Origin of the sequence: Flavobacterium sp. TR2 (assembly GCF_025252405.1) — a bacterium.
In the GTDB taxonomy this organism is placed as follows: Bacteria; Bacteroidota; Bacteroidia; order Flavobacteriales; family Flavobacteriaceae; genus Flavobacterium.
Genome location: NZ_CP104307.1, coordinates 684920 through 708306, shown reverse-complemented (window position 1 = coordinate 708306; position 23387 = coordinate 684920). Strand labels below are relative to the sequence as shown.

The window sequence follows — 23387 nt, the reverse complement described above, 5'->3', positions numbered from 1 at the left end:
TTTTAGATACTTGCTCAGTAAATTTTTACTTAAAAATTCCCATTTTTAGTAAGGGAGCAAATTCTCATAAATATCTAACACCAATCATTAAAAAAAAATCTACCAATGAAGAAAATTACGTTTTCAGATTAACTACGAAATTGAAGATTTTAATGGCGAAACTTTTTATCAGGAAATACGTGAAAAAGTAGAGATAAATCCCGTTTTTGGAAATAGAATTTTTATGAAAGAAGTTTATTTCGGCGGTTTTAAATAAGAAGTAAAGCCTTGTAGAAAGCTGTTTTTAGAATTGGTTATTTTTTGATCCATTAGCTCAGAAAAATGAGAATAATGGCAGAAAGTAACCAATTCTTATGTTTTTGTATCTAATATCTCAACAAAAGTTTGTGAAATTTAGGTAAATTGGTGGTCAATAGTTCAAAATTTCTTACTTTCGCACCTCGTTTAAGAAAAGGATAAAATGAGTACAAAATTTACTGAATACAAAGGACTTGACTTGCCTACTGTAGCGTCTGAAGTTCTTGATTTTTGGAAGAAAGAAAATATATTTGAAAAGAGTGTGACAACTCGGGAAGGTGCAGAACCTTTCGTATTTTTTGAAGGCCCGCCTTCAGCAAACGGATTACCTGGAATTCACCACGTAATGGCGCGTGCGATTAAAGATATTTTTTGCAGATATAAAACTCAAAAAGGTTTTCAGGTAAAAAGAAAAGCCGGATGGGATACTCACGGTCTGCCTGTTGAATTGGGCACCGAAAAAGAATTAGGAATTACAAAAGAAGATATTGGCAAGACAATTTCTATTGAAGAATATAACGAAGCGTGTAAAAAAACCGTTATGCGTTATACAGACGTATGGAATGACTTGACCGAAAAAATGGGGTATTGGGTTGATATGGATGATCCATATGTGACTTATAAACCAAAATATATGGAATCTGTTTGGTGGCTTTTGAAACAAATCTACAATAAAGGTCTGTTATACAAAGGATACACAATTCAGCCATACTCTCCAAAAGCAGGGACAGGGTTGTCTTCTCATGAAGTAAACCAGCCTGGAGCTTACAGAGATGTTACGGATACTACAATCGTAGCGCAATTCAAAACAGTGCCAGAAACGCTTCCAAGCTTCTTGCAAGGTTATGGAGACATTCACATTTTAGCTTGGACGACTACTCCTTGGACACTTCCGTCAAATACAGCTTTGACAGTTGGTCCAAAAATCGATTATGTTTTAGTAAAAACTTTCAATCAATATACTTTTGAGCCAATCAATGTTGTTTTGGCTAAAAACCTAGTTGGAAAACAATTCGCAAAAGGATATTTCTTAAGCGAGGACGATGCTGATTTTGACAATGTGAAAAGCGGCGACAAAAAATTGCCTTACCAAATCTTAGCCGAAGCAAAAGGAGCAGATTTAGTAGAAATCCGTTACGAGCAATTATTGCCTTACGTATTGCCATATCAAAATGCTGAAAATGCCTTTAGAGTAATTTCTGGCGATTTCGTTACAACAGAAGACGGAACAGGAATTGTGCATACAGCTCCAACTTTTGGTGCAGATGATGCTAAAGTGGCAAAAGAAGCAAAACCAGAAGTGCCGCCAATGTTGGTTTTAGACGAAAACGGAACCGCAGTTCCTCTAGTTGACTTACAGGGAAAATTTACTTCTCATGTAGGTGATTTGGCTGGTAAATACGTTAAAAACGAATATTACGATGCCGGGCAAGCTCCAGAGAAATCTGTGGATGTCGAAATCGCTATTCGCCTGAAAGAAGAAAACAAAGCTTTTAAAGTTGAAAAATACGTGCACAGTTACCCGCATAGCTGGAGAACAGACGAGCCGTTATTATACTATCCCCTAGATTCATGGTTCATCAAAGTAACCGATGTAAAAGATAGAATGTTCGACCTGAACGAAACTATCAATTGGAAGCCTAAATCTACTGGTGAAGGACGTTTTGGAAATTGGCTTAAAAATGCTAATGATTGGAACTTATCTCGTTCTAGATATTGGGGAATTCCGTTGCCAATTTGGAGAACAGAAGATAAAACAGAAGAAGTTATTATCGGTTCTGTTGAAGAATTGTACAATGCAATCGAAAAATCAATCGAAGCAGGTTTCCAAAAAGAAAACCCGTTTAAAGGTTTTGAAATCGGAAATATGTCTGAGTCAAACTATGATTTAATCGATTTGCACAAGAATGTTGTTGACGCCATCACTTTAGTTTCTGCTTCAGGAAAATCTATGAAGCGTGAAAGTGACCTAATCGACGTTTGGTTCGATTCTGGGGCAATGCCTTATGCGCAATGGCACTATCCTTTTGAAAACAAAGACAAAATTGATGGAAACAAAGATTTTCCTGCAAATTTCATTGCTGAAGGAGTAGATCAGACACGTGGATGGTTTTATACCTTACACGCTATCGGAACTTTGGTTTTTGATAAAATAGCATACAAAAATGTAGTTTCAAACGGACTTGTTTTGGATAAAAATGGAATTAAAATGTCTAAGAGTAAAGGAAATACCATAGACCCATTTAAAACCATTGCAGAAAACGGCCCAGACGCTACACGCTGGTATATGATTATGAATGCAAATCCGTGGGATAACTTGAAGTTTGACCTTGAAGGAATTACTGAGGTTAAACGTAAATTCTTCGGAACGCTTTACAATACCTATTCATTCTTCTCGTTATATGCGAACATCGACGGATTTAAATATGCTGAAGCTGAAATTCCATTAAACGAAAGGCCAGAAATAGATCAATGGATTATTTCTGAATTGCATACGCTAATCAAATTTGTTGACGAATGCTATGAAGATTATGAACCAACAAAAGCGACAAGAGCAATTTCTGATTTCGTTCAAGAGAATTTAAGTAACTGGTACGTTCGTTTATGCCGTCGCCGTTTCTGGAAAGGAGAATACGCAAAAGATAAAATTGCGGCTTACCAAACGCTTTACACTTGTTTGCTTACGATCAGTAAATTGAGCGCTCCAGTGGCACCATTTTTTATGGATAAATTATACAGAGATTTGACAGTTTCTACGGGAACCGAGGATTTTGCTAGTGTTCACTTGGCAGAATTTCCAAAATTTGTCGAAAACTTTGTTAATAAAACGTTGGAAAGCAAAATGCAGAAGGCGCAAACCATCTCATCTTTGGTTTTATCACTGCGTAAAAAAGAGATGATAAAAGTTCGCCAACCTTTGCAAAAGGTAATGATTCCAGTACTTGACGAGAATCAGCGTACTGAAATTGAAGCAATTTCAGACCTTGTAAAAGCTGAGGTAAACGTTAAAGAAATCGAACTTTTAGACGATGCTTCTGGTATTTTGGTGAAACAGATTAAGCCTAATTTTAAGGCTCTTGGACCACGTTTTGGAAAAGATATGGGTCTGATTTCCAAAGAAATACAAGGTTTTTCTGCTGAGCAGATCAATCAGCTGGACAAGCAGGGAACGCTAGATATTGTTATTGCAGGAAATAGTGTAACTTTATCATTAGAAGATGTAGAAATTACATCACAAGATATCGAAGGATGGTTAGTTGCCAATTCAAACGGAATAACAGTTGCGCTTGACATTACACTTACCGAAGAATTAAAAAATGAAGGTATCGCCAGAGAATTAGTAAATAGAATACAAAACATCCGTAAAGATTCTGGATTTGAGGTTACGGATAAGATTAAAGTTCAAATAAAACGAGACGGCATTTTAGAAGGTGCAGTTTCAAAAAATGAAGACTATATTAAGTCTGAAACATTAACAGACGAACTCGTTTTTGTTGACGCTTTAGAAAACGGCACAGAAATTGAGTTTGATGATATTAGAACCATTATATTAATTTCAAAATAGCGTAGAAAATGATAGATGAAATTACAAGATACTCTGATGCAGATTTAGCAGAGTTCAAAGAAATAATACAAGCAAAAATTAAAAAAGCACAAGAAGATCTTGATTTGATTAAAAGTGCGTATATGAACGATTTGAATAACGGAACTGACGATACTTCTCCAACTTTTAAAGCTTTTGAAGAAGGAAGTGAGACCATGTCAAAAGAAGCGAACTCACAGTTGGCTATCAGACAAGAGAAATTCATTCGTGACTTAAAAAATGCTTTATTCCGTGTAGAAAATAAAACATACGGTATCTGCAAAGTAACAGGTAAATTAATTAGCAAGGAAAGGCTTAAAATCGTTCCTCATGCAACAATGAGTATCGAAGCTAAAAACTTGCAGAGATAAATTATAAAATATCTTCTAAATAGAAAAAAAACGCTCCTTTTTAGGGGCGTTTTTTTTGTTTAATGTTTGATAAACTTATGGTTTATTGATAAAATGACATATTGAAAGAAATTATTTATAATTAATCAAAATAAAATAATTTATAAAATGTTTTTTTTGTAAGAATTAAATAGGTGGAATTAGCTAAGAGTTTCTAAATAAGTCCAAAAAAAAACCGCCAATATCATGGCGGTTTTTTAAAAAGTAAAATTGTTGCATTCTTATGCTAGGTTTTTTTCAACGTCTGCTTTGTGTTTTCTTAAAATAGCTCTAGTCATACCTAAATTCGCTTTTGAAGCATCAGCAGCAAGATAAATCATGAATTTTTTGTTTGGAGAAATATCGATAATGTGAATTTGATTCGATAAGGTAATCAAAATATCTTCGATGTCTTGGTTTAAGTTAAGTGCTTTTACAGCGCTTAATTTAGCTTTTACAACTTCCAGATTGTATGCTGCCGCAAGTTCAGGGTCAAAACTAGGATCGATAGTTAGGTTTCCAAAACTTAATCCAGATTCAATTTCTGTTACAGCAACAGCGATAAAACCATTTACGTTGGTTTTCATTTCATTTAAAAACACGTTTAAAAAATCATTGCTCATAGTACATTAGGGTTAATTTGTTAATAGAATTTATGTTATTTCAATAGGGAATTTTTGCTTAATTCTGCAGAAACTTCTTCTGTAGAGCGCATCAATAATGCTAAGTTGCTCCCTTCTCTAGAAAAAGCAACAATAAAGTTAGAGCCGCTTATTTTGTTTCCGACAATTACGCCTTCGGCACTTTTTAGATATAATTGTTTTAAAGAGCCTTTTTCTAAATCAATTAAGAATTTTTCGCTCATAGATAAAATGGCAGCGCTCATGGCGGCAATACTGTCGCCGTAGTCTAGATTTAAGGAGGTGATAAGTTTTCCTTTTCCGTTTAATATTAAAGCTGCTGTAGATTTGGTGCTGACAAGAAAGTCATTTAGAGTAGTTGTGATTTCATTCATAATTTTGTAGGATTTAGGAGGGAATGTTAAATTCTGTTCGTTTGGTATTTGGTTTGGAAAAATAATTCTCGTTTATCCTAAACAAGTGTTAATTTTCATTAACAAATATAAATTAAATTACGTATCATTGTAGTACCAAATCAGTAATAATTTAAATTATTTATTACTAAAAACTTACATTATGGCTAAAGTATTGAAATTCAAGGAAGTAAACTCTGATGTAGAACGCAGAATGAAAGAATTTGAAAAACTGCGCGTTAAGTTTAAAGCTGATGTAAAAAAGGGAGAAGCTAAGAAGTTGGCGGCCGGAAAAGAAAGCAAAGGGATATTCAAATCCATTTCAGATTTTTTTTCCGACAGTCCAAAGACACCAGCAAAAGCTGCCGTAAAAAAGTAAACTTTACTACGTTTAGATTAGCAGATAAACTCGTTCGGTTTATTAGAAAAACAATTAACGCTCCTTTGGGAGCGTTTTTTTTGATTAAATTGTTATTTTTGCCCATCAAAAAATCATAAAATGTCATTACGAAAAGCGTATTTCCTTATATTTCTAGTTTTAATTGTTGATCAGCTTTCTAAAATTTATGTCAAAACAAATTTTGTTCTTGGTGAAGAAGTTGTAATTGCCGACTGGTTTAGAATTCATTTTATAGAAAATGAAGGAATGGCGTGGGGAACAAAAATACCAGGAGAGTACGGGAAATTAATTTTGACAGTATTCAGAATCTTTGCTGTATTCGGAATCGGATGGTGGCTTTCTGATTCGATAAAAAAACGCCATTCTACTTATTTGATAGTTGCTATTGCATTAATCTTTGCGGGAGCAGCAGGAAATATTATCGATTCTGTTTTCTACGGAGTCATTTTTGATGACAGCACACATAATCTTGCAACAATTTTTTCTCCAGCTCCCTACGGAACTTGGTTTCATGGTCTAGTTGTAGATATGTTCTATTTTCCTATTTGGGAAGGCAATCTTCCAGAATGGCTGCCATTATTTGGCGGAAAACATTTTGCCTTTTTTAATGCTATTTTTAACGTAGCCGATGTAGCAATTTCTACAGGTGTAGGTATACTTTTGGTTTTCAATAGAAGAGCTTTTCCAAAACACGGATAAATTTAAAAATTCCAAAATTTTCAAAATTCCAAATTCCAATATTTGAGGCATTCGCAACAAATAGATATTGGAATTTGGAATTTTTCATTATTGAGGGTTAAATATTTTGTTTTATTTTTACAATATAAAAAATCAAAACTATGCAAAGTCCGTCTTTTTCCATTTATGATGCTTCTGCAGGATCAGGAAAGACGTATACGTTGGTAAAAGAATATTTGAAAATTATTCTTTCTTCTCCAAAAAATGATGCATATCGAAATATTTTAGCTATAACTTTTACCAATAAAGCGGTTCACGAAATGAAGAGCCGTATTGTTGGCAACCTCTCTGAATTTGCTAAAGATGAGCCGTCTCCAAAAGCGGTTGATTTGATGGAAGATCTTTCGCGGGAAACTGGGCTCTCGGTCATTAAAATTAAAACCAAATCGCAGCAGATCATTAAGCACTTAATTCATAATTATGCTGCTTTTGATATTTCTACCATTGATAAATTTACCCATAAAGTTATTCGTGCTTTTGCACACGACCTAAATCTCCCGATGACTTTTGAAGTCACTTTGGATACCGAAAACTTATTGGTTGAAGCTGTTGATGCGATTATTGCGCAAGCGGGTGAAGACGAAACATTGACTAAACTGCTCATTGATTTTACAATGGAAAAAACCGATGATGACAAAAGTTGGGATGTTTCACGAGAAATTCTCGATACCGGAAGATTGGTTTTAAATGAAAACAATAGAAATGAAATTCTGCATTTTCAAAACAAAACGATTGAGGAGTTTGTAGAAATTAAAAAGAAAATGCAATCGCTTTGCAAAGAGCTGGAAGATGTTAACGAAGGGCTTGCAGCCAAAGCGATTGAATTGATTGATAAAAACGGAATTGACCCAAAATCATTTTCAAGAGGAACTTTTCCGAATCATTTGCAGAGTATTCGAGACGGAAAGTTTAATCCGAAGAACAAAACCTTTCATGAGTTTGATGATATTGCAATCAATAAAACGGCAAAAGATCGAGATTTAATAGAAAGCATCATTCCAGAACTTCTGCAAATATTGAAAGAGGTCTATCAGAATTTTGAAAAAAGAGATTTTTATAAAGCCTTTCTAAAAAATATAACACCGCTTTCTTTGCTAAATACGGTAAGTAACGAGCTTGCCAAAATTCAGTCGGAACAAAATATCTTGTCGATTTCAGAATTTAATGCGATTATCCACCGTGAAATTCAAAATCAGCCAGCGCCATTTATTTATGAACGTTTGGGCGAACGCTATCGCAATTTTTTTATTGATGAATTTCAAGATACATCAGAAATGCAATGGCAAAACCTGATTCCGCTGATTGATAATTCGCTTTCTGGCTTGGATGATTTAGGAAATAAAGGTACGCTCATGATTGTTGGCGATCCTAAACAATCGATCTATCGCTGGCGCGGAGGGAAAGCGGAACAATTTATTGAATTGAGTAAAGAAGAGGTCGCTTTTTTTCATCACGAAAAAAAAGTAAAGCACTTAGATACGAACTATAGAAGTTATAGCGAGGTTATTGAGTTTAATAATGCTTTTTTTAAACTGATTTCTGGCGAATTTTCTAATGCAGATTATAAAAACCTGTACGAGAATCATAGTTTTCAGAATAGTAATTCTAAAAAAGGCGGTTATGTAAACATTTCATTTCTTCCAATTATTGATAAAAATGAATTTGCAGATGAAGATGATGTTGTGGAGAAATCAGATTTGTATGTTTTAGAGACTTTAAATACAATTCGAGACGTAGTTAAGCAAGGTTTTGAATATAAGGATATTGTAATTTTAACCCGAAAAAGAGATCAGGGAATTGCGATTGCAAACTATTTGACGGAGCAAGGAGTTCCTTTGCTGTCTTCAGAAACTTTGATGATTCAGAATGCATCAGAAGTTCGTTTGATAATTCATCTTCTGAGATATTTGAACAATAGCTCAGATTTAGAATCAAAAGCTAATTTTTTGCATTTCTTGGCTTCAACCAAAGATTTGTCTATGCCTGTACATGATTTTATTGCGATGGGAATGAATCATAGATTTGAAAAAGAATTTGAAGAATGGCTTTTGACATTTGATGTTTCTTTTTCTTTTGAAGATGTTCGAAAAAAATCTTTGTACGAAGCGGTTGAAATCATCATTTCTAAATTTATTCTTCTATCAGAAGGAAATGCCTATGTTCAGTTTTTCTTAGATATTGTATTAGAAAGAGATATTAGAAATCAAGCAGGGGTTGCGGATTTTTTGGTTTTCTGGGATAAAAATTCAGACAAATTTAGCATACCGTCTCCAGAAGGAAATAATGCAGTTCGCATTATGACCATTCATAAATCAAAAGGATTGGAGTTTCCCGTTGTAATTATGCCTTTTGCGGATGAAGATTACAATAGAAAACCAAAAGACAAATTGTGGTTGGATACAGAAGAAATTGATTTAGGAGTTCCGAAAGCTTTGGTTGATAATAGCAGTGCTGTAGAAAGTTTCGGAGAAAGCGCGTCGGCGGTTTTCAATTTAAAAAAACAAGAAGAGCTTTTGGATAATATAAATGTATTGTACGTTGCTCTGACTCGCGCCGAAGAACAGCTGTATGTTATTTCTCAGTCGTTAAAAGCTAAAAGCGATGGAGAATACCCAAATAATATGGCATCTTTCTTTATTAAATTTTTAATAAACGAAAAGGTTTATGATGAGGAAAAATTGAATTACGAATTTGGAAATAAAGCCAGGCTCTCAAAAGCTGTAAAAACAGTCGACACAGTGAAATCAATTCCTGTTGTGAGGGAAGTTTTAAATCCAAAAAACATCAAAATTGCGCAACGTGAAGCTTTAATGTGGGGAACGCATCAGCAGGAAGCTATTTCGTACGGAAATATCGTTCATGAGATTTTGGCTTTTGTTAAAGATAAATCAGATATTGATTTGGCTGTAACAAAATCGCTTGAAAACGGTTTGATAACTTTTGACCAAGTAGATCAAGTGCTGCTGACTTTAAAAGAAATTGTAAATCATGCCGAACTTAATGTCTGTTTTGATGGAAAACATACTGTTTTAAATGAGCAAACTATCGTTCAAAAAGAAGGGAGGGTTTTAAAGCCTGACAGGGTGGTGTTTTTGGAGGATAAACAAGCATATTTGTTAGATTATAAAACAGGTGCTGTCAATGCTAAGTATAGTCAGCAAATTCAGGAATATCAAGATGCTATTGAAGATTTAGGCTACACAGTGTTAAAAAAAGCTCTCGTTTATATTGGGACAGAAATCGAAGTAGTAAATTTGTGAAAAAATTAATCAGATGTTAAAGAAAAAACGAAGCTTTATTTTGGTTAAGTTGTTAATTTTTAACGTTTTAAATAAATAAAAAATGTACGGTAAAATAAAAGAACATCTGCAAAAAGAATTGCAGACGATTGAAGAAAATGGAATTTTTAAAAAAGAGAGAATTATTACTTCTCCTCAAGGTGCTGAAATCACAATTTCGACGGGAGAAACAGTGCTGAACTTTTGTGCTAATAATTATTTAGGACTTTCTTCGCATCCAGAAGTGGTTCAGGCAGCAAAAGATGCAATGGATACTCACGGTTTCGGAATGTCGTCTGTGCGTTTCATTTGCGGAACGCAGGATATTCATAAAACATTAGAGAAAAAGATTGCTGATTTCTACGGAACAGAAGATACTATTTTATATGCAGCGGCTTTTGATGCTAATGGGGGTGTGTTTGAACCTTTATTAGGAGAAAATGATGCAATTATTTCGGATAGTTTAAACCATGCTTCTATTATTGATGGAGTTCGTTTATGTAAAGCGGCTCGCTACCGTTATGAGAATAATAATATGGAAGACCTAGAGCAGCAATTGATCAAAGCAAATGAAGCCGGAGCTCGTTTTAAATTGATCGTAACTGACGGAGTCTTTTCTATGGATGGTTTGGTGGCGCCATTAGATAAAATTTGTGATTTAGCTGATAAGTACGATGCGATGGTGATGGTAGATGAATGTCATGCCGCAGGTTTTATTGGGGCTACAGGAAAAGGAACTCTTGAAGCAAAAGGTGTAATGGGAAGAGTGGATATCATTACAGGGACTCTTGGTAAAGCACTAGGAGGAGCTATGGGAGGATATACTACGGCTAAAAAAGAAATTATAGAATTGCTGCGTCAAAGATCTAGGCCATATTTGTTTTCAAATTCTTTGGCTCCTGCTATTGTTGGAGCTTCAATAAAGGTGTTTGAATTGCTTGAAAAAGACACAACGCTTCGTGACAAACTGGAATGGAATACCAACTATTTTAAGGAAGGTATGAAAAAAGCAGGTTTTGATATTATTGATGGAGATTCTGCAATTGTTCCTGTTATGTTATATGATGCTAAATTGTCGCAGATTATGGCAAATGAACTTTTGAAGCAAGGAATTTATGTTATTGGATTTTTCTTTCCAGTAGTTCCAAAAGACAAAGCTAGAATACGAGTGCAACTATCTGCAGCGCATGAAAAAGAACATTTGGATAAAGCTATAAATGCCTTTACAGTTGTCGGTAAAATGTTAAAAGTTATATAATTACCACATCCGTTAAATTTTTGTAGGTTTTTTTTAACATTTCATTTTGTATTTAAAAAATTTGGTGTTACTTTTGCTTGTAATTAACTAAATTGTAATTAAAAAAATTAAGTATGAAACATCTTAACAAACTTTTAGTTGCTGTATTGATGGCGATGGGTTTAAGTTCTCACGCGCAAGACAGTAACAATCCATGGGCGATCTCTTTCGGGGTTAATGCTGTGGATACTAGAACAAGTTCAGGTTCAGGAAGTGGATTTTTTGATCAACACTTCTCTCAGCCATTCGCTGTAAAAGACAACTGGAATATTCTTCCTTCTCTATCTTACATTGGAGTAAATAGATATGTAGGTAGCGGTTTCTCAGTTGGTTTACAAGGATCTGTAAACAAAATTGATAAGTATGTTACTTTTGACCCAAAAGCTCCAGGGCATGATGGAAGAGGTAACGTTGTATCTAATCCAGGGGATTTAATGTACTACGGAATTGATGCTACTATCAAATACAGCTTCCAAGAATTAATCAAATCTAAAGTGGTTGATCCTTCGTTATCTGTTGGTGGTGGTTATACTTTCTTTGGAGATAGCAGCTACGGAACTGTTAACCCAGGTGCTGGTGTTACTTTCTGGTTTACAGATGCTATTGGTCTTGAGCTTGCTACAAGATACAAATGGGCTGTTAGTGGAGACAGACAAGATGCTAATGGTACGCCAGATGCTCCATCTCACTTTCAACACACAGCTGGTTTAGTTTTCAAATTCGGAGGTAAAGATACTGACGGAGACGGAATCTATGACAAAGATGATGCTTGTCCAGATGTTGCTGGTTTAAAACAATTCAACGGATGTCCTGATACTGACGGTGATGGAATCGTTGATGCTTCTGACGCTTGTCCAGATGTATTTGGTTTAGCTGCATTAAACGGATGTCCTGATACTGACGGTGACGGAATTGCTGATAAAGATGACGCTTGTCCAGATGTTGCTGGTTTAGCTGCTTTAAAAGGTTGTCCTGATACTGACGGTGACGGAATCGCTGATAAAGACGATAAATGTCCTACAGTTGCTGGTCCTAAAGAAAATGGTGGTTGTCCTTTCTTAGACGCTGACAAAGACGGTGTTGCTGATAAAGATGACGATTGTCCTACAGTTGCAGGTCCTGCTAGTAACAGAGGATGTCCAGAAGTAACTTCTGAGGCTTTAGAAGATCTTAAAGTTCAAGCAAGAGCGGTATACTTCAACTCTGGTAAAGCTACTTTCAAAACTGGTGACAAAGAAACTCCAGCTAGATTAGATGCTATTAAAGAAATCCTTAAAAACTATCCAAATGCGAAATTCTCTATTGAAGGACACACTGATAGTACAGGTTCTGCTAAATTAAATCAAAAACTTTCTGAGGACAGAGCAAAAGCTGTAATGGATGCTTTAGTACAAAGAGGTGTTAATCCAGAGAACTTAGAGTACAAAGGATTTGGTTCTAGCCAACCAGTTGCAAGTAACAAAACTGCTGCAGGTAAAGCACAAAACAGAAGAACTGAAATTAGACACATTGGTTCTAAATACCAAGGTAAACTATAATTTAGTTTCTAAATAAACAGGAAAAGCCATTCTTAATTGAATGGCTTTTTTTATTTTTATACTATGGTAAATGATTCTTTTCTTCAAAAAATTGCCTCTGTCGTAATTCAAGATTATGTAGAGAAACTTTCGGAAACAACGATAATTCTTCCTAATAAAAGAGCTAAAGTTTTCCTGATAGAAGCTCTTAAAAATGCAACTTCAAAGACTATAATTGCACCTCAGATTACAAGTATAGAAGATTTTGTTCAAGACGTTGCGTCAATTCGTTCTATAGATTCGATTGAGCTTTTGTTTGAATTTTATGAAGTGTATTTGTCTATTACAGAAAAGAAACATCAGCAGTCTTTTGAGCTGTTTGCAAATTGGGCTAAAACCCTCCTGCAGGATTTTAATGAAATTGACCGCTATCTTTTAGATCCTTCGCATATATTATCGTATTTAAAAGATATTGAAGATATAAAGCGATGGGGGCTCGAGGTGGATCAAAAAACAAAACTTTTAGAAAATTATATTGATTTCTGGAAATTGCTTCCTCTTTATTATGAATCGCTGTACAATCATTTATTGTTTAAATCGATTGGTTATCAGGGTTTGATCTATAGGGAAGCAGTAAATAATCTGAATCATTTTTCAAATACTATTGGAAATCGCACCTTTATTTTTGCTGGATTTAATGCTTTGAATGCTGCGGAAGAAAAAATTGTGCAGCATTTGCTCGCACTAGATCAGGCGAAAATTTATTGGGATGCCGATCAAGCTTTTCTAAATGATCCATACCATGATGCAGGACTTTTTTTAAGACGATTTAAAGAAAGCTGGAAACATTATAAGTCAAATGCTTTTGAGTGGATTGTGGATGATTTTTCGCAATCTAAAAATATTCAAGTTATTGGAACGCCAAAAACAATTGGACAAGCTAAATTGGCAGGAAGCATCATCGAAAACTTGATTGATCAAAATCCTGATGCATCATTAGATAAAGTTGCAGTTGTACTTGGTGAAGAGAATCTGTTGGTTCCTATTTTGTATTCGCTTCCTTCTTCTGTAGGGGCGCTGAATATTACGATGGGATATTCGGGTAAAAATAATCCGTCGCAGATATTTGTCGCTAAATTATTTAAAATGCATACCAATGCGCTTTCTCGAAAGGGAGGGAGTTATGTTTTTTATTATAAAGATGTGCTTGATATTTTGACGCATCCCTTAGTTGAGCCCTATGCTAATGCGCAGAGATTGGTAAGGATTATAAAAGAGAATAATTATACCTTTATCACGCATCAGAAAGTTTTAGAGCTTCACCCTGAGCCATCAATTTTTTTCAATTTGTTGTTTGAAAAATGGGAAAATGGTTCTGTTGCGGTTTTAAAAAATATTTCGGCATTGCTAATTGCAATTAAAGAGCATTTCAGTAATGATAATGAAGAAGAAAAGATTGCTAAAGCTTTTGTTTATGGTGTTTTTAAGGTGATTAATAAGCTTATAAATTATTATTCGAAACATCATCATATTGATAATATTGATACTCTTCATTCGATTTATAAACAAATTATAGATTTGGCAGAAGTGTCTTTTGAAGGTGAGCCTTTACGTGGTTTGCAGATCATGGGGGTTTTGGAAAGCCGTGTCTTGGATTTTGAAACTGTAATTATTACGTCTATGAACGAAGGGAAATTTCCGGCAGGAAAATCGCAGAATTCATTTATTCCATACGATGTAAAACGTGAGCTTGGACTTCCCACTTTCAAGGAAAAAGATGCAATTTATACCTATCATTTCTATCATTTACTTCAAAGGGCTAAAAACATATATCTGATTTATAATACGGAAAATGATGGATTGGATGCTGGAGAACGAAGCCGCTTTATTACGCAATTGGAGGTAGAAAAAAAAGCAAAGCATAATATTACTTTCGATATTTACAATCCAGAGCTGCCAAATATGGCTTATGAACCTATTTCTGTTCCGAAATCAGAATTAGTAATGGAACGATTGAAGGAAATTGCTATTAATGGTTTTTCTCCATCGGCATTGACCAGTTATATTCGAAATCCAATTGAGTTTTATTTTCAGAAAATATTGAGAATTCGTGAAGTGGAAGAGGTTGAGGAAAATATTGCTCTGAATACATTGGGGACAATTATTCATGAAACATTAAAGGCGCTTTATGAACCTTTTATAGGCAAATTTATTTCCGAAACAGATCTTCTCAATTGCTTTAAGTTATTGGATGATGAAGTTCTTAAACAGTTTAAACTGGTTTACAAAGAAGGCGAAATTAAGAAAGGAAGAAATCTTCTAGCTTTTGAAGTTGCAAAACGAAATGTATCTAATTTCTTGAGAATGGAATTAGAGTCGGTGAAAAACAATGAAGCGATTCAGATTATTGCTTTAGAGCAGACTTTTGAACGTGAGTTTGTTCATCCAAAATTGCCCTTTCCTGTTTTAATTAAAGGAAATGTCGATCGTATTGAACGCAGAGATGGAAAAATTAGAATTATCGATTATAAGACGGGAAAAGTAGAAAAGTCTAATGTTATCCTGAAAACTTGGAATGGATTGACTCAGGAGCTTAAAAATGATAAAATTATTCAGGTATTGGCATATGCGTTCATGTTTGAAAAAGAGGCGGGAGAGCTTCCAATAGAAGTTGGAATTATTTCGTTCAAAAACCTAAAATCTGGATTTTTGCCTTTCGGCTTTAAAGAAGAAAAGGATCTGGATGTGATAGTGTCTCCTCAGATATTAAACTCTTATTTGGAAGAAATTGCTAATTTGCTCGGAGAGATTTTTGATGTTAATATTCCTTTTGAAGAAAAGATTTTATGAGGTAAATGCTTATCGCTTAAATGTTGTTGATTTGTTCTAAATGATTTGATCTTTTAAAAAGATGTTTTTTTTATCTATGGCTAAACAAAATTAAAATCAACAATCAATAAAAAGCCGAACTTTTTAAAGATTTATTTTAGAAGTTCGGCTTTTTTTAAATGCTTTTAGCTAAATATTTTTTTGAAAAAACCTTTTTTAGATTTTTCTTCAGAAGTCGTGTTGTTAATGTGTCCGTTTTCAATACGAAATCTTCTAAACTTCTCCAGTTTTACATTTAAGTCAAAGCGTAATTCGTCAACAGTTTTCATTTCTATAAATTTTTTTGCAAAGCTAGAGAAAAACTTTTTCGAAAAGCGAAATCTTCAAATGTTAATTTTAGAAATGAATTTTATCAAGCAAAATGTTACGTTTTTGATATTAAATGCTTTTTATGTTAATTTTTTTTGCATTTTTTTTGTAAAAAAATAGGATTGATTAAGTGATAAATAAAAGTGTCTCAGTGCGTTATACTGCAACTTTTTTTAACAAGTGTTTATCGCACAATTACCAATATTAAAATATCTTTGACGCTTCCAAAAACATGACAAAAAGAAATGATTGATTTACAAACACTAGTAGAAGAGACTGGCGCAGAGTCTGGACTAAGTTTTAATATTGATGGAATTTTAAACGAGTCTGTTAATTTAGAATACGATGGCAACGTAGCGGCAATGATTGGAATGATCTTGAAGATGTGCCTTGAAATGTCGGAAGATGTTAACAATGGCGATCTTAAACAAGTAATGATCAAGAATAACGATGGAATTGTTGTGGCAAACAAAAGCCAAGATGATAATTGCATCGCATTGCTTTCTAAAGATTTAAGTAAAATGGGATTATTGCTGAGAAGAATGGATTCTATTTTTAACAACTAATTTGAAACCAAATATTTTAATAAATATGTCAGATTTTTTACAAAATTTCCAAAACGATTTAAAAGAAAATATTAACGGATTTATCGCTGTTTCTGTTACAGAAGTTGAAACAGGGATGTCTTATTGTTCGTTAACAGTAAAACCTGATTTTGATCCAGAATTGGCTTCGGCTTATAATTTAGAAGTTGTAAAAGCTAAATTAAATGCACTTAAGGCTTTAGGATTGAATCAAAAAATTAATGATATTCTAATTACCCTAACAGATCAGATTCATATTATTGATGTTTCTGAAAATGGAAGATACTTTATTTACTTAGCGGTAGATTCTACTAAAGCAAATCTTGGTTTGACAAGAGCGACTTTATCTAAATATAAAAAAGACATCACATCAAAGTTATAACGATATTTTGCCCCCAAGAATGAGAAAAAGGCTGTTTCAACCCTCGGTTAGAAATGGCCTTTTTCGATTTTAATATTTTGTTTTTATTCAAAGAAATGAAGCAAGACGGTTTTTAATTCTTCTTTATTTTCGATCTGGCTCATGTGTCCGTCTTCAAAAGAAACTAATTCTGCAGTAGTATCTTCAATTTGAGAGAGGCTTTCTTCGTAGTTTAAAACAGGATCTTTTTTGCCTAAAATCAATAAAACAGGAAAACGGTTTTCTTTTAAAAGCCATTCTCTATCTTTCCTGATTTTCATTCCTTCCTGAGAAGCTATAATTCCTTGTAAAGGTGTTTTTAAAGCTTCTGTTTTTACATTTTCAATTTCTTCAGCTAATCGTGTTCTATTGTTTTCGCTGAATAAATTGGCAATTGCTAAACTTACAAAACTCACATAATTCTGTTTTACCGCTTTTATGGCTCGAGTTCTATTGGTTTTTCTTTCTGGGCTGTCTTCTTTGGAAGTTGAATTCAATAAAACTAATTTTTGAATTTTATCTGGGTATAATTCGGCGAAAGCCAAACCAACATAACCACCCATGGAATGCCCTACAATTGTGGCTTTTTCAATTTTTAAATTTTTTAAAACTTCATTCACGGCATTAGCATTCTCTTCCATTTCGTGAACGTAGCCTAACGGTTCGGATTGGCCATGGCCTAATAAATCGATGGTTACAATACGGTATTTTTCTGAAAACAGATCGACATATTCTGTCCACATTTTTTTGTTTTCAAGAAAGCCGTGAAGTAAGACAATTGCATTTCCGGTTCCCGAATCTGAGTATGATATTTTGGTGTTCTTATATAAAATGGTTTTCAAGATGAGAATTTTTTGTATTGGAAGTGCAAAGTTAAGAAAGCTAAGTTAAAATATCGTGATGCCTTGATTTAATTGGGAAATCTTTAAAACAGGTAAAAGTTTATTTATGGCACAACTGTTTGTGAAATAAAAAAAAGGCTTTCAGAAACGAAAGCCATTCTAAATTAAAATCGGTTATCACCATCCAAAAGATTTCCTAATCCGCCGAGAAGGCTACCTTCTTCACGGCTGTTTCCGCCAGATCTTGGAGCTGAAGCAATGATGCGGTCAGCTAATCTAGAGAAAGGCAATGATTGTATAAAAACCGTTCCGGGACCTTTTAATGTGGCATAAAATAGGCCCTCGCCTCCAAAAATAGAATTCTTGATTCCGCCAATAAATTCAATATCATAATCTACATCTTTGGTAAAACCGATAATGCATCCCGTATCTACTTTTAAAATTTCACCGTGAGCCAGTTCTTTTTTGGCCATTGTTCCGCCAGAGTGTACAAATGCCATTCCGTCTCCTTCGATTTTCTGCATGATAAAACCTTCTCCGCCGAATAATCCGCGGCCTAGTTTCTGAGAAAATTCTATTCCGACCGATACGCCTTTTGCAGCGCATAGAAAAGAACTCTTCTGGCAGATAAATTTGCCTTGAAACTGAGTTAAATCAATGGGAAGGATTTTGCCAGGATATGGCGATGCAAATGAAACTTTACTTTTGCTATTGCCTTGGTTCAAAAATGCAGTCATAAACAAGCTCTCGCCGGTAAGCACTCGTTTGCCTGCGTTTAAAAGTTTGCCAAACAAACCTGAGCCTTGCTGCTGAGAACCATCGCCAAATATGGTTTCCATCTGGATATTGTTTTCCATCATCATAAAGCTGCCAGCTTCAGCAATTACAATCTCCTGTGGATCCAGCTCTATTTCGACATATTGCATTTCTTCTCCAAAAATCTGATAATCTATTTCGTGCGCTTGCATAATTTTTTAATTTTTTTGTTTTAGAATTAGACTCATGATGCTTTAGAATGTTACAATTTTTGATGCACTTCGGTGGTTTTTAAAAAGATAAAAGCATTTTGTTATTTTAAATTAGTCTTAATTATATGTTTAATTGCTTTAAATTCTATATTTTTGCTGCGTTATTATATTTATCAGAATGGCATTAGTTAGTGATTTGACCACCAAAGTATTATTTGAAACCGAAAAAGGATATAGTTATCAATGTGATTTGACCAATAGCATAATTATCAATTTTATTGATACAGTGTCAAGTTATAAAATTCATGATTTTTTGATTTTTCAAAGAAAGGTTAATAGTGTTGACATTCTTAATATGCTTTACGACTTGTCTGATCAGTCGGATGCACAGTTAATTGAAACGACCAAAAGAAACTTCTCCAGAAATCTTACGATCTGCGAAATAGTGCAGTTAAGAGACTTATTGAACGGAACTAAATTTACGCTCACCTTGCATTCCATGCTTTGCAGTGTGGCTAATGTTGAACTTATTTAGATTCTTACTTAGATTAAATCCAAATTTTCAAGCAGTTAGAGCTGCCTCCTTTAATTTTTGTAATTTTACACGTATAAAAATTTAAGGTTATGAAAGATTTACTAAGAACACGTACTTCATTAGTTGAAGGTGTAGAAAATATATTGAATTTACAGGCAAAATTAGAAAGTGACGCTTCAAACAAATATTTGGCTATGGCAGCATGGCTGGATAGAAACGGTTATGCCAATACAGCATCTTACTTGTACAAGCAAGCTGAAGAAGAAAGAGAACATTTTCTGAAAATTTTCAAATTCATTACGGATATGGGAGGGATTGCAATTACGCCATCTGTTCCAGAAGTGCAGCAAGAATTTGCTTCTTTTAGAGAAGTATTTGAAATTGCTTTGCAGAACGAAATTGCAGTTACTCAGGCAATCAATAAAGTAATCGCAAAATGTAGAGCCGAAAATGACTATGCTACTGAAGATTTTATGATGTGGTATGTGGCTGAACAAAGAGAAGAAGAGAAAAACGCTAGAAGAGCTTTAGAGCTTTTTGACTTAATTAACGGAAACGAAGCTGACGGTAAATTTCAATTGGATCTTCAGATTTCGAAAATCGAATAATTAATTGTTTATAAAAATTAAAAGCCCTTAATGTTTATTAAGGGCTTTTTGATTTTTATGATCTTAAAAATGAATTGATATCCGAGAAATATTTGTCTCTTGCATCGAGCCATCCGTAATGTTTGGAATGCTCCAATAAAATCAGTTTCGAATTTGGAAAAGTCTGATGCGCCAATTCTCCAATTTCATTGCTGATGATGTCTTCTTTTCCTTGAATGATTAAAACAGGATTTTTGAAGCTCTTCAGTTTAGATTTGCAGTCAAAATTCATTTTCTGCATATCTGACCATAATAAGCCATTTATTGTCGAATTTCCCTGTGTCAGTCTTTCAGCAATTATCGGGATAAACTTCTGGTCGTAGACATATGCAGGTGCCATCGCGCGACCGCGCCCTAGACGTGCCTTATGAGAAGTGTCGCCTTTTTCGATTTTGTCGTTCCAATAATTCATAGAATCTTTTTCAACTGGAGAAAGATTAGATTCGATCAAATTCGGACCTTTTAATAGAGATAAATCAACTCCACCAGACGAAGATAAAATCAATTTATTGATACTGTTCGGATAAATTGTAGCATAATACGAAGCTAGCATTCCTCCAAAAGAATGCCCTAGAATATTCCATTTTTTAATTTTAAGATGTTTTCTTAACGACTCCATGTCATCGGCCATTAATTTCATCGAAATAGTCTTAGCGTCTAATTTTGAGAGTTTCGATTTTCCAGTTCCTCTTTGGTCATAAAGAATGGTTTGCTGATTTTCGCCCAAAACTTTCGCCATATCTTCAAAACCATTGCTGTTCATTCCAGGGCCGCCGTTTATTATTAAAAGCGGTTCTCCCTTTCCGAATGTTTTGTAATAGGTTTTGCTTCCGTCAGTATTTACGGCAAAGCCTTCATTCTGAGCGAAAATATTTCCCAGAAACAATATAAAACCAATGAGGAAAATCTTTTTCATCGTGAAATTACTCATTCATTAAGCTTTCAATCTCGTCTGCTTCAACAGGAATGTTGCGCATTAAGTTAAAAGGCTCTCCTTTTTCCTGAACCACAACGTTGTCTTCTAAACGGATTCCGAATTTTTCTGCAGGAATGTAGATTCCTGGCTCAACCGTGAAAACCATATTTGCTTTCATTGGTTCGTGAAGCAATCCGTAATCGTGCGTGTCAAGCCCCATGTGGTGAGAAGTTCCGTGCATGAAGTATTTTTTGTAAGCAGGCCATTCTGGATTTTCGTTCTGAACATCGGCTTTATCTAATAAGCCTAAACCTAATAATTCAGAAGTCATAATTTTACCAACTTCAACATGATATTGCTTCCAAAGCGTTCCAGGCGTAAGCATTTTTGTCGCTTCGTTTTTAACTCTCAAAACAGCATTGTAAACTGCTTTCTGACGCTCAGAAAAACGTCCAGAAACTGGAATTGTTCTTGTCATGTCGCTTGAATAGTTCGCATATTCGGCAGCGACATCCAATAATAGCAAATCGCCTTCTTTGCATTGCTGGTTGTTTTCGATATAATGCAAAACATTCGCGTTGTTTCCAGAAGCGATAATTGGCGTATAAGCAAAACCTTTAGAACGATTACGGATAAATTCGTGAGCCAGCTCAGCTTCAACTTCGTATTCGGTAACATTTGGTTTTACAAATCCTAATAATCTGCGGAAACCTTTTTCTGTAATATCACAAGCGTGCTGAATCAAATCGATTTCTTCGCTTTCTTTTACAGAACGCAGTCTTTGTAAAATTGGGTTGCTTTTTGCAACATTATGAGCTGGGTAGCGCTCTTTCCACCATTTTACAAAACGAGCTTCACGAGTTTCTGTTTCAACAGTTGCGCGGTAATGCTCGTTAGTATTAATGTACATCGTTTCGGCGTATGTCATCATTTCGTTCAAAATTTTATGAAAATCTTGCAGCCAATAAACGGTTCTGATTCCTGAAACCTGAAAAGCACGTTCTTTAGTAAGTTTTTCGCCTTCCCAAACAGCAATGTGCTCATTGGTTTCTCTTAAGAAAAGCATTTCTCTTTGGTGCTCATAAGGTGCATCTGGAAACAAAAGCAAAACACTTTCTTCCTGATCTACTCCGCTCAGGTAAAAAATATCTCTATGCTGAGCAAATGGCAGCGTACTGTCTGCACTAACTGGATAAATGTCATTTGAATTGAACACGGCAACTGAATTAGGTTTCATTTCTGCCATGAATTTTTTGCGGTTTTTTACAAAAAGAGCGCTGTTTATTTGATGATATTTCATAATAACTTAGTTTTTGAACTTCGAATTTCAAAATTACGTTTTTTCATCAAACAGCATGAAATTGATTTCTTAAAGTTTTATTATTTGTTTTGAATTTGCCGTGAAGATTCTAAGGCGTAAATTCTTTTTAAAAATAATTGAGGAGCCGAGGCTTGTGAGTCTATAACTGTTAGGGGTCGGAAAGTCTATTGCGGTGAATGTGGTTTTCCGTAAAGAAATTACATTTTAAATAATAATATTTGCTGCCAAATAAACTAAACCATAAATAATTCATGAAAAATACAATTAAACTATTTTCGATTTTCTTTTTTGCCTCCCTTTTAATGGCATCTTGTGTGGCTGAAGCAGGTTTAAGTGCTGATAATACAATTCAATCTTTTACTATAACAAAAGGAAATGTTACCAAAGAGTTTCCGATTGAAGGCAACTCAATAAACGGTATCGTAGAAAGTACATTCGAGCTAGAAGATATAAGTTTAGCAATTTCAATTCCTAAAGGAGCACATATAAATCCAGATCCAGCAACAGTTAAGTCTATTAATGGGCCATTGACCTTTGAAGTTACGGCAGAAAATGGAGATGTAAAAAGTTATCTAGCTGATATAAAAAGAGAGGCAAGCACTGGCAATTTTATCTTAGAGGTGAATGTCAAAACTCCAAATTTAGTATTGAGTGCAGATATTAATAATGAAAGAGGATTAGTGACAAAAAGAATCCCTGAAATTAATGATCTTAAAAATTTAGATGTAGAATTAAAGTTTTCGAAATATGCAACAATAACGCCAGATCCTAAAACGATAAAAGACTATTCTGAGCCAGTAAATTTTACTGTTAAATCAGAATCTGGAGCAGAGAAGATTTACCAAGTAAGATTGGAGCATATGAATAATTACATAGCTAGATCATGTTCTGAAGCAAATGCTACGAAATGGTTTGGAGGAGATAACAGAACCAATGCTCCAGATATTTTACCTTACGATAGAAATATTGGAACAGGACAAACTGTAATAGTTGATAAAAATTTAGTTCCTTCTACTTTTAGCATTCATCTTAGCGAAGGGTTTTCTTATATGGAAGATAGAGAAATTTATGATAAGCCAGTAACGCTGAAATTGATTATTAGAGACGCAAATCTTAATGTTGTGGCAACTACAAGCACAGAAGTTCCAGCATACTTCAATGGAGGTTTTGTTCCGTTTGATTTGCGAGCGCTAAATCTTTATTTGGAGGCAAATAAAACGTATAGCTTTTATTGGTATTTAGTTGACGGAGAAAAACTAGGAATTACCGCAGGAAGTTCAGGTAATACTAAAGCTGGTGAGGGCTTCTGTTTTAATAGCGGTTATTCGGGAGAATCTCGAATAAGCAGAAATAACAGCCTTGAAAATTCAGGTGTTTGGTATAAACATTCATGGCATTTTAATATAGAATTAGAAGGTAAAGAATAATGATAAAGGCCGAAGCT

At 34.4% G+C, this 23387-nt stretch carries 20 protein-coding genes; 13 read left to right on the top strand and 7 right to left on the bottom strand.

Translation table 11 applies throughout. The features are described from left to right. Positions 1-460: 460 nt before the first annotated feature. Positions 461-3862, top strand: coding sequence for an isoleucine--tRNA ligase (ileS, locus tag N4T20_RS03535; protein WP_260671730.1), 3402 nt, complete (start codon positions 461-463; stop codon positions 3860-3862). An 8-nt stretch (positions 3863-3870) separates the two neighbouring features. Next, entirely contained in the window at positions 3871-4251 is a 381-nt protein-coding gene (locus tag N4T20_RS03530) for a TraR/DksA family transcriptional regulator (protein ID WP_012022792.1), read from the top strand. A gap of 260 nt (positions 4252-4511) precedes the next feature. Here N4T20_RS03530 and N4T20_RS03525 read toward each other — a convergent pair whose 3' ends face one another. Next, a complete protein-coding gene (locus N4T20_RS03525; RefSeq protein ID WP_111425195.1) occupies positions 4512-4892 on the bottom strand; it encodes a hypothetical protein in 381 nt (126 codons plus the stop codon). 35 nt (positions 4893-4927) lie between these two features. Next, positions 4928-5284: a roadblock/LC7 domain-containing protein gene (locus N4T20_RS03520; RefSeq protein ID WP_223710525.1), complete on the bottom strand. Its 357-nt coding sequence runs from the start codon at positions 5282-5284 to the stop codon at positions 4928-4930. A gap of 181 nt (positions 5285-5465) precedes the next feature. Between N4T20_RS03520 and N4T20_RS03515 the strand changes: the two genes are divergently transcribed. The 6 genes from N4T20_RS03515 to N4T20_RS03490 all read left to right on the top strand — a co-directional run bounded on the left by N4T20_RS03515 (position 5466) and on the right by N4T20_RS03490 (position 15382). Continuing rightward, positions 5466-5681, top strand: a complete 216-nt coding sequence (locus N4T20_RS03515) for a hypothetical protein (RefSeq protein WP_129746639.1) — start codon at positions 5466-5468, stop codon at positions 5679-5681. Between the two features lie 120 nt (positions 5682-5801). Continuing rightward, positions 5802-6401 (top strand): lipoprotein signal peptidase, encoded by a 600-nt coding sequence (locus N4T20_RS03510; RefSeq protein ID WP_260671729.1) that lies wholly within the window; start codon positions 5802-5804, stop codon positions 6399-6401. Between the two features lie 140 nt (positions 6402-6541). Continuing rightward, the gene (locus N4T20_RS03505; RefSeq protein ID WP_260671728.1) at positions 6542-9700 is read left to right on the top strand and encodes a UvrD-helicase domain-containing protein; all 3159 of its coding nucleotides are present in this window, start codon (positions 6542-6544) and stop codon (positions 9698-9700) included. Between the two features lie 82 nt (positions 9701-9782). After that, positions 9783-10976: a glycine C-acetyltransferase gene (gene kbl, locus N4T20_RS03500; protein ID WP_260671727.1), complete on the top strand. Its 1194-nt coding sequence runs from the start codon at positions 9783-9785 to the stop codon at positions 10974-10976. 113 nt (positions 10977-11089) lie between these two features. Further along, positions 11090-12553: an OmpA family protein gene (locus tag N4T20_RS03495; protein WP_260671726.1), complete on the top strand. Its 1464-nt coding sequence runs from the start codon at positions 11090-11092 to the stop codon at positions 12551-12553. 63 nt (positions 12554-12616) lie between these two features. Then, positions 12617-15382 carry a PD-(D/E)XK nuclease family protein gene (locus N4T20_RS03490; RefSeq protein ID WP_260671725.1) on the top strand — a complete coding sequence of 922 codons (2766 nt, stop codon included), beginning with the start codon at positions 12617-12619 and terminating at the stop codon, positions 15380-15382. A 164-nt stretch (positions 15383-15546) separates the two neighbouring features. Here N4T20_RS03490 and N4T20_RS03485 read toward each other — a convergent pair whose 3' ends face one another. Further along, complete coding sequence (locus N4T20_RS03485) at positions 15547-15690, bottom strand: hypothetical protein (protein ID WP_198855343.1); 144 nt, start codon at positions 15688-15690, stop codon at positions 15547-15549. A gap of 285 nt (positions 15691-15975) precedes the next feature. On the opposite strand from N4T20_RS03485, the gene N4T20_RS03480 reads away from it, so the two are divergent. Together N4T20_RS03480 and N4T20_RS03475 are read left to right on the top strand one after the other, a co-directional pair. After that, on the top strand, positions 15976-16296 hold the full coding sequence (locus N4T20_RS03480) for a hypothetical protein (protein ID WP_260671724.1): 321 nt from the start codon (positions 15976-15978) through the stop codon (positions 16294-16296). Positions 16297-16321: 25 nt separating this feature from the next. Continuing rightward, a complete protein-coding gene (locus tag N4T20_RS03475) occupies positions 16322-16696 on the top strand; it encodes a hypothetical protein (protein WP_260671723.1) in 375 nt (124 codons plus the stop codon). 83 nt (positions 16697-16779) lie between these two features. Here the strand turns inward: N4T20_RS03475 and N4T20_RS03470 are convergent, their stop codons facing one another. Continuing rightward, positions 16780-17556, bottom strand: a complete 777-nt coding sequence (locus N4T20_RS03470) for an alpha/beta fold hydrolase (RefSeq protein WP_260671722.1) — start codon at positions 17554-17556, stop codon at positions 16780-16782. A gap of 164 nt (positions 17557-17720) precedes the next feature. Beyond that, the gene (locus N4T20_RS03465; protein ID WP_260671721.1) at positions 17721-18524 is read right to left on the bottom strand and encodes a TIGR00266 family protein; all 804 of its coding nucleotides are present in this window, start codon (positions 18522-18524) and stop codon (positions 17721-17723) included. A gap of 178 nt (positions 18525-18702) precedes the next feature. Between N4T20_RS03465 and N4T20_RS03460 the strand changes: the two genes are divergently transcribed. Next, entirely contained in the window at positions 18703-19059 is a 357-nt protein-coding gene (locus N4T20_RS03460) for a hypothetical protein (protein ID WP_008465274.1), read from the top strand. An 89-nt stretch (positions 19060-19148) separates the two neighbouring features. Continuing rightward, the gene (locus N4T20_RS03455; protein WP_260671720.1) at positions 19149-19667 is read left to right on the top strand and encodes a ferritin; all 519 of its coding nucleotides are present in this window, start codon (positions 19149-19151) and stop codon (positions 19665-19667) included. A 55-nt stretch (positions 19668-19722) separates the two neighbouring features. Here N4T20_RS03455 and N4T20_RS03450 read toward each other — a convergent pair whose 3' ends face one another. Both N4T20_RS03450 and N4T20_RS03445 read right to left on the bottom strand, forming a co-directional pair. Beyond that, a complete protein-coding gene (locus N4T20_RS03450; protein WP_260671719.1) occupies positions 19723-20637 on the bottom strand; it encodes an alpha/beta hydrolase in 915 nt (304 codons plus the stop codon). After that, the gene (locus tag N4T20_RS03445; RefSeq protein WP_260671718.1) at positions 20630-21922 is read right to left on the bottom strand and encodes an aminopeptidase P family protein; all 1293 of its coding nucleotides are present in this window, start codon (positions 21920-21922) and stop codon (positions 20630-20632) included. Before N4T20_RS03445 ends, N4T20_RS03450 begins: the two co-directional genes overlap by 8 nt. A 272-nt stretch (positions 21923-22194) precedes the next feature. On the opposite strand from N4T20_RS03445, the gene N4T20_RS03440 reads away from it, so the two are divergent. Then, a complete protein-coding gene (locus tag N4T20_RS03440; protein WP_260671717.1) occupies positions 22195-23370 on the top strand; it encodes a DUF5018 domain-containing protein in 1176 nt (391 codons plus the stop codon). Positions 23371-23387 lie beyond the last annotated feature (17 nt).